This is a genomic window from Methanococcoides orientis (assembly GCF_021184045.1).
In the GTDB taxonomy this organism is placed as follows: domain Archaea; phylum Halobacteriota; class Methanosarcinia; order Methanosarcinales; family Methanosarcinaceae; genus Methanococcoides; species Methanococcoides orientis.
Genome location: NZ_CP073710.1, coordinates 2329391 through 2343751 on the forward strand (window position 1 = coordinate 2329391; position 14361 = coordinate 2343751).

Below are 14361 nucleotides of genomic sequence, written 5' to 3' on the forward strand. Positions count from 1 at the left end.
GTAATTAACAGATTATTTACATATATCCCATATAAGAACTTGTTTCTTGCTTATGGGTGCTTCCCTTTAGTTTTTCCTGCATCTTGCCGTAGAATTCAGCCATATCCTCGGTGATAGTAGGCTTGACCTTGCCCATTGCTGCAAGGAAATGACTCTTTTTCACAGACTCCGTTTCGAAGTTCTCACGCAGTGCAAGCATCACAGCTTCCCTGCATACAGCCTCGATATCAGCTCCCACATACCCTTCGGTCATCGCTGCAAGCTCTGATATGCTGACCTCGCTGTCCAGCGGGATATTGCGTGTGTGTATGTTGAATATGTTCTCCCTTCCTTCCATTGTGGAGTTACCCACAAGGACGAGCCTGTCGAACCTTCCTGAGCGCATCAGTGCAGGGTCTATCATGTCCGGCCTGTTGGTAGCTGCAATTACCACTACTTCTTTCAGTGCTTCCAGTCCGTCCAGTTCGGTCAACAGTTGGTTCACCACTTGCTGTGAAGCTCTTCCGGTCTCGCTGTCGGCCATACGGGTAGTTGCAATGGAGTCTATCTCATCGAAGAATATGATACATGGTGAGACCTGCCTTGCCTTCTTGAATGTCTCACGGATCGCCTTTTCGGATTCTCCCACGAACTTGGAGATCATCTGTGGTCCCTTGATACTGATGAAGTTCGCATTGGACTCGTTGGCCACTGCTTGTGCCATAAGTGTCTTTCCGGTGCCTGGCGGGCCATAAAGGAGTATTCCCTTTGGTGCTTTGATGCCCATCTCCATTATCCTGTCAGGACGCTTTAGAGGCCATTCCACAGCTTCCACAATTTCCTGCTTTGCCTCATCAAGACCCCCTACATCATCCCATTTAATGGAAGGTATCTCTACCAGCACTTCCCTCATTGCTGAAGGTTCGACCTCTGTAAGGGCATCCTCCAGGTCCTCTGTGGTGACTATAAGTTTCTCCAGGACCTCGTCGGGTATCTCTTCCTCGTCCAGGTTGATCTCCGGTATGATCCTTCTTAAGGATCTCATGGAAGCTTCCTGTACAAGTGAAAGTAGGTCTGCACCCACGAATCCCTGGGTGTGATCTGCAAAGTATTCAAGCTCAACATCCTCTGAAAGCGGCATTCCACGGGTATGGATCTGCAAGATCTCCAGACGGTCATCGCTGTCAGGCACGCCGATTTCGATCTCCCTGTCGAATCTTCCCGGCCTGCGCAGTGCAGGATCAATGGAATCCACACGGTTGGTGGCACCGATAACTACGATCTGTCCCCTCTCTTCCATACCGTCCATAAGTGTGAGCAGCTGGGCAACCACCCTGCGCTCCACTTCCCCGGTTACGTTCTCACGCTTTGGTGCGATGGAGTCGATCTCATCTATGAATATAATAGAAGGTGCATTCTCTGCAGCTTCCTCGAATATCTTTCTCAGGCGTTCCTCACTTTCTCCGTAGAACCTTCCCATGATCTCCGGTCCCGCAATGTAGTGGAAATTTGCCCTTGATTCGCCTGCAACGGCTTTTGCAATAAGCGTCTTTCCGGTGCCTGGCGGGCCGTACAGTATAACTCCTTTTGGAGGCTCGATATTAAGACGCTGGAAGATCTCATGGTGCTTGAGGGGCAGCTCGATCATCTCGCGTACCCTCTGGATCTCATCACCAAGTCCGCCAATATCCTCATAGGCGATACCGCGGGCAGCGTCCTCATAGCCCTTTGCAGGTTTCTGGCGCAGTTCGATCTCCGTATTTTCAGTAATGATAAGTATTCCCTCTTCAGGTGTTGTCTCGATAGCAACAAGAGGTATTGCCTGGTTACCCGGTGTTGGCTGTGTCATCGAACTTGTTATCGGAATGACATCACCTGCAACAAAGGGTTGTTTCAGGATATTATGTTTGATAATGGCTTGGATGTTTGTCCCGAATTCCATTGTAATTCCTTCGGGAGGTGCAAGTACTACCTTCTCCGCAGGGGTGACTTCTGCCCTTTTGATAAAGGCCCTTTCCCCTATGCCAACGCCGGCATTCTGCCGGGTGAATCCGTCGATGCGACCAATTCCCTGTCCCCAGTCCTGTCTGTCTGCACGCCAGACCTTTGCAGCCGTTGTTTTCTTGCCTTCTATCTCAACGATATCCCCTGGCGAAAGTTGCAAGCTGAGTAAAGTGCTCGGATCAAGCCTTATGATTCCACGCCCGAAATCGATCGGGTGTGCTTTTTCTACTTTGATCTGTAGTTCTTCCATTGGTCTCATCCTTAATTGTTTTACTATTTTATTCTGTCCAAGGCATAAATAATATCTGGTTCTATGCTCTGCTTTTGCATTCCACTACATCCGGCGATGGTGTTGGTATGCCAGCAATATGAAACTAAAAAAGACCTTGATACGTTTCCCCGTTGTCAGTCTCTGATCATATCTTAAGGAACTCTTCAAGTCCCTGCTTAAGGTCCACCTTCGGTACAAAACCAAGTCCTTGTGCCTTTGAAATATCTGCAACACTGTGGCGGATGTCTCCTGCAAGTGGTTCTTTGTGCTCTATCTCAACATCTTTTTCAAAGAGTTCTATAATGATGCTCGCAAGCTCATTGATCGTGGTACTCTTGCCGGTCGCTGCGTTGAACACTTCTCCAACAGCTTCTTCTTTGTCAATGACAAGTTCCACTATGTTGACAATATCATGCACTGAGATAAAGTCCCTTGTCTGCTCCCCATCGCCAAAAGCCATCGGGTTCTGACTGTTTCTCACTCTCTCCATGAACTTTGAGATAACTCCAGAATAGGGATTTGAAGGGTCTTGTCGGGGGCTGTATATGTTGAATGGTCGTATGCATGTAGTGGGTAACCCGTATGCCCTGTTGTACATGAGGCAATATTTCTCACCTGAGAGCTTGCTGGCACCATATGGTGAAAGAGGGTCTTGCGGGTGCTCTTCGCTGATCGGCACTTTTACGGGGTTTCCGTATACTGCAGCTGAACTGAAATATACGAACCTCTCAAGATCTGCATCCCTTGACGCCTCGAGCAGGTTAAGTGTGCCCATTACATTGTTCTGTGCATCGAAAAAAGGTTCCTCCATAGATCTTGCAACGCTGATCTGAGCAGCGGTGTGTATAAGTATGTCGGAATTCTTCACAAGATCCGAAACATCGTCCTGAATGTCGATCTTTACCACTTCCACATTTTCAGGCACATCTTCCTGTGTGGTGGATGAATGATTGTCTAATACAACAACTTCATTGTCTTCATGGAATCGATCAACAAGGTAACTTCCGACCTGTCCCAGGCCTCCTGTTATGAGGATCCTTTGCATAACATATACAACGGGTGCTTTGTTTATAATTATTTGGGGGATGTGACATCTTGACCTGGATGATCATAATGGGACTAAGGACGTTAAAACATAATTCACAATGTTAATATATAATAATTTTATTATTATATATTATAAAAGATGCGGCAATTTAACGATAAAATTTGTGTTTCTTAAAATCAAAGGTCGCGGTGGTACGACTTTGGTGGTATGGGGGGCACAGAATGTGCGAACGGTGGGACTATGGGGGTGTTCCACCTATCTCCTATTCTTTGTTTCATGTTGTTTCAGCTCTTTCCTTCATTTTATTACAATCGGTTATATCTCATAATAATTATAATAGTCACATGCAAAAAAACATTCGAAACGCTAATATACTATTGCTATGTAGTGGGGGCTAGCGTACGATCAATGCTATTGCGTTGTACAGTGGTATTATCGTACGAGAAAAACGTTCTTTGTTTCGTCATTTATATGACCGAATCGGGGGGACATATCCAGTCCCCCTTCATCCCCTCTATTTTTGAGAACTTTGACTCAGGTCATTAGCTTATGATCTATAAAAGAAAAAAAGTGAAAAGAACTTTAGATCTTTTCTGCCGGTGGTGCTGTATTGAGCTTAACGTATTTGACACCTTTAAGCGCCATGAGCCTCTCATCCATATCCTTTACATGCTCCCCTTCCCCATCGAATATTATTACTTCAAGGCAATTGTCATGGTCAAGGTGGATGTGTACGGAAGATTTTATAAGCTCTGAATAATCGTGTTGTATATCTGCAATAGCATTGGAAAGCCCTCTTTTTGTATGATCATAGATAACAGTGATAGTACCAACACGGCGCCCCCTTATGTCGCTCATCCATTCATACTGGTTTATGTAGTTCCGAATGGCATCTCTGATCCCCTCGGAGCGGGATGAATATCCTCTGCGTTCAATGATCGAGTCAAATTTGGTCAGAAGGTTGTCCGGAAGTGACACTCCTATTCTCATAAGTTCCTGTTCCATTTTTTCACCTAAGCGCGTAATTGGCATAAAAGGTAATAACATTATGTATCATTTTTCTTATGTTTGTTGCGTTTCTGTCCTAAAAATTACACATAGCACATGTATTTATATTCAGCATTCCTATATAGTAGTTAAAATCCGGAGATGAATTTCATGAAAACGGAAGAACTTTACTCAGGCAAAGCTAAGACCATCTACAAGACTGACAACCCCTCTGAGCTTATTTCAGAGTTCAGGGACAGTCTCACCGCTTTTGACGGAAAGAAGAAGAGCGAGGCAGCAAAGAAAGGCTATTACAACGCCCAGATCTCAAGGAAGATCTTCGAGATGCTTGAGGAAGAAGGCATCAAGACACACTATCTTGGCATGGTCTCCGACACAGAGATGCTCGTGAAGAAAGTGGAGATCGTTCTCATAGAAGTAATTCCAAGGAACATCGCAGCAGGTTCCATCACACGCAAGTATCCGATAGAAGAGGGTACTGTTTTCAAGGAACCGGTGTTGGTATTTGATTACAAGAGCGACGAGTATGCCGATCCGATGATCAACGATGATATTGCTGTCGCAATGGGCATTGCAACCCGCGAAGAGATCGACTACATACGCAGTATGGCATTCAAGATCAACGACATCCTCAAGAGCTACTTTGAAAGCAAAGGTTTCCTGCTTCCTGACTTCAAACTGGAGTTTGGAAGGGTGGACGGCGAGATCGTACTTGCAGACGAGATCTCATGTGACACCTGCAGGTTCTGGGATGTCGAGACCGGAGCGTCCATGGATAAGGATATTTTCAGGTTCGATAAGGGTGACCTTTCAAAAGCATATGAAGAGGTTGCACGTCGCCTTGTCCCTGAGATCTTCTGAGGGGTAAATGGTAAAATATGATGTCATCGTGGTCGGAGCCGGCGCAAGTGGGCTGCTGACTGCACTTACATTATCCAAGCATGGAAAGAAAGTGCTCGTGCTTGAAAAGATGCATGAAGTGGGGGGAAACTGCAACAGCTATACGGTAGATGGTTATCAGGTGGACACCGGTCCCCATGCTATCACTCATCTTGTAGAAGGGCCGCTCAGGCGCCTGATGGATAATTATTTTGATTACCAGCCGGTCTTTGAGAACTATGGTCACTATTATGTGAGGACAGAGGACCGTTTCCTTAAGGTACCATCCACCATTCGTGACTTCGTGACCTTTGATGTGTTCCCAAGGCTTGATCGTCTTGCTATTACTCAGTCCATCACAAAAGCTCTTACTCTTTCCTCTTTCGGTGTCGATCTCTCGAAACAGTCTGTTTCTGACTCCCTTCCGGCAAACCTCTCAAAGGAGACCTATGAGTTTGCAGATGCGATCTCCTATTTCCTCTCAGGTCGCTCCATGAGTGAGACCTCTGCCCAGAGAGTACTTGCAGGCAGCAGTTTTGTCAGGGACAGTGTAACACAGGAGCAGTTCGAGGAATTCATAAAAGAAGAGAAAGTACCACGCCCGGAGTCAATTCTCCAGTCCGTCCTTCCTTCGAATCTTCACACATCTCTCCATTCAAGGATCAACAATGTTTCCAGTCTTGGAAGGCTTGCCACGAACAAGGTTCACATCTCGCAGGGCTATCCTCGTAAAGGTCTGAAGGCACTGCTTAATGCCATCCTTTATTCCCTTCCTTCATCTGTGGAGATCAAGACCGGGTGCAAGGTCGAACGTATACTTACAAAGGACGGTAAAGCATATGGAGTCGAAGCGGATGAGATGTATGAAAGCGATCTTGTGGTATACACAGGCTTTGCATCATCTTTACCATCCCTTATGGATGATCTGCCTTCATCATATCTGGAACTTCTGGATGGCATCGTTCATAGCAAAAGCCTTACTGTATGGCTGGGTCTTGACAGGGTCATGGATGAGTTCAATTACATGGGCTCGGAGATCTGGTTCAAAGACACCCCGTATTGGGCCATGCCCATCAGTAATTATGATGCATCTCTTGCTCCCAAGGACAAACAACTTGTTGGGTTTGCTTTCTTCCTTGATGAGAACGAGGATGTAAAAAAAGGAATAAAGAATGCTTATGAGACCATCTACAGTGCGATCCCTTCCATACAGGACCGCGTGGAAATGAACCACGATCAGTTACTTGTTCCCGAAAAGGCAGCAGTGACCATTGATGGTAAGTTTGCTGATATCCGCTCCCCTGTTAAGAACCTGTACATTGCAGGAACGGATACTGACAAGCGCAGCATGGGTGTGACCCGGGCTGCTTATTCTGTCATTGAATTATTGAAAGTACTAAACGAGGACGGTAATCTTCACTGATCACCGTCTGAGTATCATTGTCCTTAGCCTGTCGGCTGCATGCTCTGCCTTGTCTGCGATATCTGCAATGGTACGCACAAGTTCTACAAGGTGGAACACTCCCACAGCACCCAGCTCTTCTTCATGTGAGTATATCTCTTTGAGAAGATCTTTCTCTATGAGGTCTACCCTGTGCTCCATTTCTTCAATAGTAGGTACCAGTACCAAAGACTCTTCAACCTCACGTTTACTGAAGGATGTTTCCAGAAGTTCGCTTAATGAATCCACCAGTTTCTCGTATGCCTCGACTGTCTCAAGTGTAAGTGCTGATAGCTCACAGAGTCTTGTCTTTATTGGGTCCGGCATATCGCAGGGTCTCAATGTCAGTATAAATGCAGCTTCCTGTGCCACATCTGCAATGGAGTCCTGCGGCTTAAGGAAATTGAGCAGGTCCTCTGCTTTTACAGGCAGCATAATGGAAGATGATAGCTGTCCCCTGATAGTCTGCTTAATGATATCTGCCTCATGCTCGATGCCGTCTATCTGATGGCTTAGCTCTTCTACAAGTGGCATGTTACTACAGTATGCGTTGACTGCCTGGTCCAGTATCCTTACAGTTTCCACTCCCTTGGATGCGTGCAGGTATAGCGGTTTGAAAGGCGATCTGGCAAACACGTCAAGTACAGAACGTATGTATTCCATTTTCTTCATAATCCAACCCCCAATAATGCCACGAAGACAAGTGCCGATGTAAGTGCTGCAACAGGCACTGTGATGATCCATGACATAATGATCTTTCCTATAACACTAAGGTCAACAGCAGCAAGACCTCCTGCAAGCCCTACACCAATTACTGAACCCACGAGGGTGTGTGTGGTGGAGATCGGCAGGGAACTATAGCTGTGAAGGACGACAACGGATGCAGTTGCAAATTCTGCTGAGAATCCCCTTGTAGGGGTAAGTTCGGTTATCTTTGTACCAATGGTCTCGATAACACGGTATCCCCATGTTGCAAGTCCGATCACCATTCCTATGGCACCAACAATAAGCACCCATATAGGCACCACTGCTTCTGCTAAGTTAAGTGCATTAAGGCCTGCATAGAGTGGTCCAACAGCATTTGCAACATCGTTAGAACCATGTGCGAACGCAATGAAACAGGCGGTCCCTACCTGCAGAAATACGAACTTCTTCTCGATGTGGTACGGGTTCTCCGCTTTTTGCAGTAGTAGTACCCGGATAACTGAAAATATCAGGTATGCCAATATAGCTCCCAGGACAGGGGATACCAGCCAGCTGCCTACTATTTTTATCAGCACTGCCCAGTTTATGTCTGAGAATAAAATAATGTCCTGGTATACTGCAACAATTCCAAAACCAAGGACTGCACCCACAATCGAATGTGTTGTTGATACCGGCAGGTTATAGAATGTAGCGAACGTGATCCAGAATCCAGCTGCCAGAATTGCTGCAAGCATCCCTATGGCCACAAGGTTTGGATCGATCGCCTTTATGGCATCAATGGGCACAATTCCTTTTGCAATGGTGGATGTGACCCTCTTTCCGAAGAAAACAGCTCCGACGAACTCAAAGACACCAGCTACTATAATTACCTGTTTGAGTGAGAGCGCTCCGCTTCCAACCGATGTCCCCATAGCATTAGCAAGGTCATTGGCCCCTATGTTCCAGGCCATATAAAGACCCGCGAGCACTAATAAAACCACAATTGGGTTTAATAATTCTATCATAATTCTCTTCCTTATGTTACTCTTCACGCCGATAAGGTTCCATCTGTGATAAATGTATCAATATCCATTTTTTCATGCAATGGCTGCTATCTCCTCTTTTGCCTTTTGTGCTTCTTCATTATCAGGCTCAAGTTCAAGCAGAAGTTCATAGGTCTTCAATGCATCTGGGATGTTGTCTTCCTGTACACAAAGTTCAGCGGCATTTGCAAGTATTTCCTTTGCTTCTTCTTTGTGTCCGAGCTTGTATAGCAATTTCCCTCTCTGCCTCCAGAGGTTCACGTTGGTCACATCTATCTCAATGGCGCTCTCGATCGCATTCAGGGCATCCATGTATGCATCCGGACTATTGGTGACAAGTGCTTTCATCTCCCATATCTCGGCAGCTGTAAGGAAACACTCCAGTGCATCCTTTGTTTGTCCGAGTCTTCGATGTGCCACTCCTTTTATGAATATAGGTTCAGTGGCATCTTCCATCAGCTCTATTGCAGAATCCAGTGCGCCGATCGCTGCACCATATCTTTCTAAGTTGAAAAAGACCATTGCCTTGTTGTACCATGCATGTCCCATATCGGGCTTAAGCTCTATGGCCTGATCAAAGTTTGCGATCGCCTCATCCGCATTTTCCATTTCCGCAAGGATGCTGCCTCTTAAGAAGTAAGTATCAGCATCATCGGCAGCGATCTCGGCAAGTTTGTTGAATGTCTTAAGTGCACTTGCAAGGTCTCCCTTTGTAGCAAGGACATTGCCTTTGAGTTTGAGCACTTCTGCATCGTCACCCAGTTTCAGCGCCTCTTCGGTAGCTTCAATGGCTTCATCAAGAAGGTGAAGTCCAAAGAGGATCTGTCCTTTAATAAGCCATGCTACTGTGGGGTCCGGGGCGTGTTGGATAGCCTGCTCCACAACATCCAGCGCCTGCTCATGCTGGCTTTCCCTGCACAGAAGACGTACTTTGTTAAGCAGGAAATCTGCCAGTTCCTGTGGTGACATATTGTCTTGGTTCTCAGACATAATGCCCAATTGTATCGTACCATTTTAATGTCTTGCGGAAAGCTTACAAAAAAGAGTCAAGTGTTCTCTGGAAACGGACGTCTGAAAGCATTTTGGTCTTAGCTTTCCATTCCGGCGCAGGTGTACGTACACGCGTTGCCATATCATCAAGAGCCTCCTCGATGGTCTCGAAGGTGCGGGGGATGGATGACATTGCATTTCGGGCAGCTTCCCGCACGACCCAGACGCCCAGTGGTGCCCAGTACTCGGGTGTGATCTCCCTTATCATGAACACCGACGCCTGCCTGCCAACATCTTCCATATATTCCAGGGCAGCGATGCGGGCTGCATAGTAACCACCTGCAAGGTTCGAGTATCCTTTCTTGCCATTGATGTCTTCCATGTCCTGTCCTATCCAGGAGGATCCGCCTGACCAGACGGACCGTTTCATCCAGATCTCCAGAAGCTCGAAGGAGTACACTCTTGGAACGAGCATTATCTCAAAATAGTTGCCGAAGCATCCGCCACTGAACACGGATATCTCACTGACAAGTGGCATATCCCGGACACGGTCGATGATGTCCTTTCCTGCCATATCATCGGTCGCGGTTATGGCCCATCGGGTGGGTACAAGCTTGCGCTGCTGCCCCAGAAGACCGATTGAAAGCAGCCTTGTGATATGTTCGGTAGGTATGTCGCTTCTGAAAAGTTCGCATACGACATCCTTTGCAAGTGCATCAGTATCATATGCCAGGTAGTCGACCTTCTTCGGGACCTTCGGGTTCTCTGCTATATCGAAGTCCTTTACTGCTCCTGAAGGCCCCATTGGTGTCAGGACACTGTCAAACTTCAGTTTTTGTTGAAGGGGTTTCGTGAACCATGCCTCTGTGTCTACCGGTGATTTGGAGAGAGCCAGCTCCTGTGATTTTTCCAGCAATTTGTGGGGCTTCATCGCATCTTTTATATTGATGGTGGTGTTTGCCCTGACAAGTTGGCAACGGGCGGATATCACATCCTGGATATCCATGGATAGCCACTCTTTTGGATCTTCAAGTGCCATGGCATCCTTTGCATCCACCTGGGGTGGTATCATCGGACCTGCTTTCACCTGGGGATAGCCGTATCTTCCTACAAAAACAGCTGGTGGGGATGCACCAAAAACAGAACCGTCTGCCGAGATCGTCGCTGTGGTATTCTCGGTTGACCTGAATTTTTCAAGGATGGGACATAGCGGTCGCCCGCAAAGTCCTTTTCCCTTACATTTAATACAAAGGCTTTTGCTCAATCTTCCTCGTCACTTTTGCAAAGGATGCAGTATTCTGCTCCGGGTACATTTTTGTATAACCAACCTGAACGCTGTACGAACTTGCATACATTGCACATCCCTTCGGTCAACACTTTGTCAGAGGACCCGTTCACAAGGTTTGTGGCAAATGTTCTTATCTCTTCCACGGTCTCGTCTGAAAAACCAACCTCTGCTCCTCTTTTTGCACTGACATACTGGGAGACAGCTGCTCTTGAAAGGCCTAATATATCTGCAACTTGTTGTTGGGTACATCCATGATCGATCATCATGGAACGTGCAAGTTCGGCACGTATGGCAGGTAATACTTTCTGTACCATTATTTCGCAGGTAGGTTTCATAATTATAGTTCCTTTTTTCGTCCTATATGTCTTTTTTCGTCAGGCGTTCAAGTTTGAGCATTTCAGCTTTATGGGTGGATGCCTTTAAATTTAAAAAAGGAAACATGGCAATTTTGTATGGCCATGTTATGTATTCGAAAAGTTAAATGAGTTGATGATGCACAATGTGCATATTCTTTGATCAGTCTTTGATCTGTTCCGGAGAGAAACCTTTCTGGACAAGGACTTCCTTCATACGGGTCAGATGGTTGCCCTGTAGTTCAACGGCACTTCCTTTTACAGTTCCACCACATGCGAACTTTGATTTAAGGTATGTGGATAGTTCATGTAGGTCGATCTCGTTAGCATCGAATCCTTCCACAACTGTTACTTCTTTACCGTATCGTCTTCTGTTCACTTTCACTGTAATTCGCTGTTGCTCTTTTGCCACTTCTTCGCATATACATAGCTCTGATGGCAAACCGCAAACCGGGCACATTTCTGAACTCATCTTCTGGTATTTCCTCCGATTATTTACTCACCTGTATACTACTTATATAAATTATAAACAGATATTGTATCTTGTCAACTATGCTATTAAAATCTAATGGTTATACCATCGCATCGGATGTTGAATATGCTAAAAGCATGCTCAGTCAGGCAAAGGGCCTGATGTTCAGAAGCTCTGTTCCGGATAGCTATGCTATGATTTTTGTTCTCTCTTCTCCAAAGAAGATCTCCCTGCATATGCTTTTTGTTCCTTTTCCTCTTGAAGTTCTTTTCCTGGATGATGAAAAACGAATCGTCAAGACCACTTATCTTCGATCATGGGTGGGTCTGGGTGACTCCGGTAAAAAAGTGAAGTACATAATAGAGCTTCCTGCAGGCACAATTTCCCGTTCGGATCTTTCGGTTGGCGATCAGGTTATGTTCGATGAACTCTGAAACTGTTATTACCGTTGGAAATCTTTATCTAATCTATGGTTTATTTAAGCCTAAATCATACTCCTTATATAATGAGGCGCACAAATGTTACCGGAAAATGACCTGAAGATCATAACAGAAGAGATGGGCAGAGAACCAAACCTTGTTGAACAGGGATGCTTTTTGAACCTATGGAGTGAGCATTGCTCCTACCGTTCCAGTGCTCCTTTGCTGAAGACCTTTACAACTGTTGGCGACCGTGTGATAATCGGACCTGGTGATGATGCCGCAATTATCCGCTTTGGTGATGGCTGGGTACTTGCGATCGGCATGGAAAGCCACAACCATCCTTCATATGTGGACCCTTACAACGGCTCCGCAACTGGTGTTGGTGGTATTGTGCGTGATATCATTTCCATGGGTGCAAGACCTATCGCACTGATGGATCCTCTTTATTTCGGTCCGCTGGACACTCCTAAGAACCTCTACCTCTTTGAGCATATCGTAGAAGGCATTGCAGGATACGGTAACTGTATCGGTGTTCCTGTCGTCAGGGGAGAAGCATATTTTGACGAGACCTACAGTGGAAATCCACTTGTCAACGTCGTCTGTGTTGGCCTTGCCCGTGAGGAGAACATCGTAACTGCCTGTGCACAGAAGGCAGGCAACAAACTGGTCCTTGTGGGTTCTACCACAGGACGCGATGGTCTTGGTGGCGCATCGTTTGCTTCTCGTGACCTCTCTGAAGAAGCAGAGGCAGAAGACCGTCCAAGCATCCAGATCGGCGATCCTTTCACCGAAAAGCTCCTGATCGAGGCAACACTTGAGGCAATAGGTACCGGTCATGTGCTTTCATGCAGGGACCTTGGTGCTGCAGGTCTTGCAGGTGCAAGCTCTGAAATGGCATCCAAAGGCGATCTGGGAATGCGCCTGGTGGCTGACAATGTGGTACTTCGCGAGTCAGGAATGACCCCTTATGAGATCATGATCTCCGAGTCCCAGGAACGTATCCTCTTTGAGGTCGAGCCTGAGAACGTGGATGAGCTTCTTGACATCGCGAAGAAGTATGACCTTCATGCCAGCATGATCGGTGAGCTTACAGAGCGTCTCTATTACACTGTCGAGTTCGAAGGTGAGGTCGTCGCAGATATGCCTGTCAAGCTTCTCACAGAAGGTGCACCTACCTTTGAACGTCCATCAACAGCTCCTCAGGAACGTGACATCGGCGACAAGCCGGAACTTCCAGCTGACCTGAAACAGGCAGTACTGGACATTCTTTCATCTCATAACATTGCCTCAAAGGATTGGATCTACAGGCAGTACGACCATGAGGTTCAGATCCGTACCGTTGAAAAACCAGGTTCAGATGCAGGAGTCCTTCGCATTGCAGATGGCAAGGGTCTCGCAATGTCCTGTGGTTGCAATCCGGGTCACACCCTTCTTGACCCGTATGAAGGTGGAAAAGGAACCCTCATTGAGAACAGCATGAACCTTGCTGTAAAAGGTGCACAGGGTATAGCCCTTGTGGATTGTCTCAACTTTGGTAACCCTGAAAGACCTGATATCTACTGGCAGTTCAAGCAGGCGATCCTCGGCCTCGGTGACGCTGCAAGGGATCTTTCCATACCGGTTGTCGGAGGTAATGTCTCCCTCTACAATGAGAGTGGTGAATACGGCACAGCTATCGTACCAACACCATCAATCGGTCTTATCGGAATAACCGATGATATTGAGACCGTCCCTGGTTCTTTCTTTGAAGGGGAGGGCAGTTCTGTGATCCTCGTGGGAAGCACCTTTGATGAACTGGGCGGTTCGGAATATTACAAAATAAAAGGCCTCAGGAGCAATGGTCGTGCACCAAAGGTACGTGAAGACGCTCCAAAGATGGTAGAGTCCATCATAAATGTTATCAGAAGTGGAAATGTCGTAGCAGCTCATGATGTGTCTGCCGGTGGACTTGCAGCAGCTCTTGCTGAGATGTGCAATGAAATTGGTGCAAACATCGACATCACAGATATCTGTGAAGATCTCAGGCCTGATGATATCCTGTTCTCAGAATCCCATGCAAGGGCTCTCCTTGTGACCTCTGAGAAAGACAAGGTTGTCGAAATGCTTGGTGATATCCCATATTCCGTCATCGGTAATGTTGGCGGAAATGACTTACGCATAAAGGGAAGGGAATTTGACATCTCTCTTTCCCTGAATGAGATTGCAGAAGCAAGGGCAAGTCTCACAAGATTGATGATGGAATAATCTCCATTATCTTCTTTCTCTTTATTCTTTTATTCTTTTCAAGTTTGAGTCTTTCTATTGCGCAAATGCATGCCAAATGTCATCAATTTTACAGATTTTGCAGTATTTAAAATGACAATATATTTATAATTGGACTGTCATTCACCTCTCCCATAGGTGCATTATGCTTCTTCGTCATAAAACATTGCTTGTGGTAGGGATCATGTTTATTTTTATGATCTTTGCTATTACTGGT

13 protein-coding genes are annotated in these 14361 nt (G+C 46.3%); 4 read left to right on the plus strand and 9 right to left on the minus strand.

Going from position 1 to position 14361, the window contains the following annotated elements; genetic code table 11:
- Positions 1–16 precede the first annotated feature (16 nt).
- The 3 genes from J7W08_RS11340 to nikR form a co-directional block, all read right to left on the minus strand.
- Positions 17–2233, minus strand: coding sequence for a CDC48 family AAA ATPase (locus tag J7W08_RS11340; RefSeq protein ID WP_233084547.1), 2217 nt, complete (start codon positions 2231–2233; stop codon positions 17–19).
- Positions 2234–2399: 166 nt separating this feature from the next.
- On the minus strand, positions 2400–3299 hold the full coding sequence (locus J7W08_RS11345; RefSeq protein ID WP_233084548.1) for an NAD-dependent epimerase/dehydratase family protein: 900 nt from the start codon (positions 3297–3299) through the stop codon (positions 2400–2402).
- 585 nt (positions 3300–3884) lie between these two features.
- Positions 3885–4307, minus strand: a complete 423-nt coding sequence (nikR, locus tag J7W08_RS11350; RefSeq protein WP_048193582.1) for a nickel-responsive transcriptional regulator NikR — start codon at positions 4305–4307, stop codon at positions 3885–3887.
- A 153-nt stretch (positions 4308–4460) separates the two neighbouring features.
- On the opposite strand from nikR, the gene purC reads away from it, so the two are divergent.
- Together purC and J7W08_RS11360 are read left to right on the plus strand one after the other, a co-directional pair.
- Positions 4461–5171 (plus strand): phosphoribosylaminoimidazolesuccinocarboxamide synthase, encoded by a 711-nt coding sequence (gene purC, locus J7W08_RS11355; protein ID WP_081955720.1) that lies wholly within the window; start codon positions 4461–4463, stop codon positions 5169–5171.
- Positions 5172–5178: 7 nt separating this feature from the next.
- A complete protein-coding gene (locus J7W08_RS11360) occupies positions 5179–6612 on the plus strand; it encodes a protoporphyrinogen/coproporphyrinogen oxidase (protein ID WP_233084549.1) in 1434 nt (477 codons plus the stop codon).
- On the opposite strand, the gene J7W08_RS11365 is transcribed toward J7W08_RS11360, so the two are convergent.
- The 6 genes from J7W08_RS11365 to yciH all read right to left on the minus strand — a co-directional run bounded on the left by J7W08_RS11365 (position 6613) and on the right by yciH (position 11460).
- Positions 6613–7302, minus strand: a complete 690-nt coding sequence (locus tag J7W08_RS11365; RefSeq protein WP_233084550.1) for a TIGR00153 family protein — start codon at positions 7300–7302, stop codon at positions 6613–6615.
- Positions 7299–8339 carry an inorganic phosphate transporter gene (locus tag J7W08_RS11370; RefSeq protein WP_233084551.1) on the minus strand — a complete coding sequence of 347 codons (1041 nt, stop codon included), beginning with the start codon at positions 8337–8339 and terminating at the stop codon, positions 7299–7301. The genes J7W08_RS11365 and J7W08_RS11370 overlap by 4 nt, the downstream gene beginning before the upstream one ends.
- 72 nt (positions 8340–8411) lie before the next feature.
- Entirely contained in the window at positions 8412–9347 is a 936-nt protein-coding gene (locus J7W08_RS11375) for a tetratricopeptide repeat protein (protein WP_233084552.1), read from the minus strand.
- 43 nt (positions 9348–9390) lie between these two features.
- Positions 9391–10611: an Nre family DNA repair protein gene (locus J7W08_RS11380; protein WP_233084553.1), complete on the minus strand. Its 1221-nt coding sequence runs from the start codon at positions 10609–10611 to the stop codon at positions 9391–9393.
- On the minus strand, positions 10608–10970 hold the full coding sequence (locus J7W08_RS11385; protein WP_233084554.1) for a transcriptional regulator: 363 nt from the start codon (positions 10968–10970) through the stop codon (positions 10608–10610). The genes J7W08_RS11380 and J7W08_RS11385 overlap by 4 nt, the downstream gene beginning before the upstream one ends.
- Before the next feature lie 181 nt (positions 10971–11151).
- Complete coding sequence (gene yciH / locus J7W08_RS11390; RefSeq protein WP_048193589.1) at positions 11152–11460, minus strand: stress response translation initiation inhibitor YciH; 309 nt, start codon at positions 11458–11460, stop codon at positions 11152–11154.
- An 80-nt stretch (positions 11461–11540) separates the two neighbouring features.
- Between yciH and J7W08_RS11395 the strand changes: the two genes are divergently transcribed.
- Both J7W08_RS11395 and purL read left to right on the plus strand, forming a co-directional pair.
- Complete coding sequence (locus J7W08_RS11395; RefSeq protein WP_233084555.1) at positions 11541–11894, plus strand: DUF192 domain-containing protein; 354 nt, start codon at positions 11541–11543, stop codon at positions 11892–11894.
- A gap of 84 nt (positions 11895–11978) precedes the next feature.
- Entirely contained in the window at positions 11979–14126 is a 2148-nt protein-coding gene (gene purL / locus J7W08_RS11400) for a phosphoribosylformylglycinamidine synthase subunit PurL (RefSeq protein ID WP_233084556.1), read from the plus strand.
- Positions 14127–14361 lie beyond the last annotated feature (235 nt).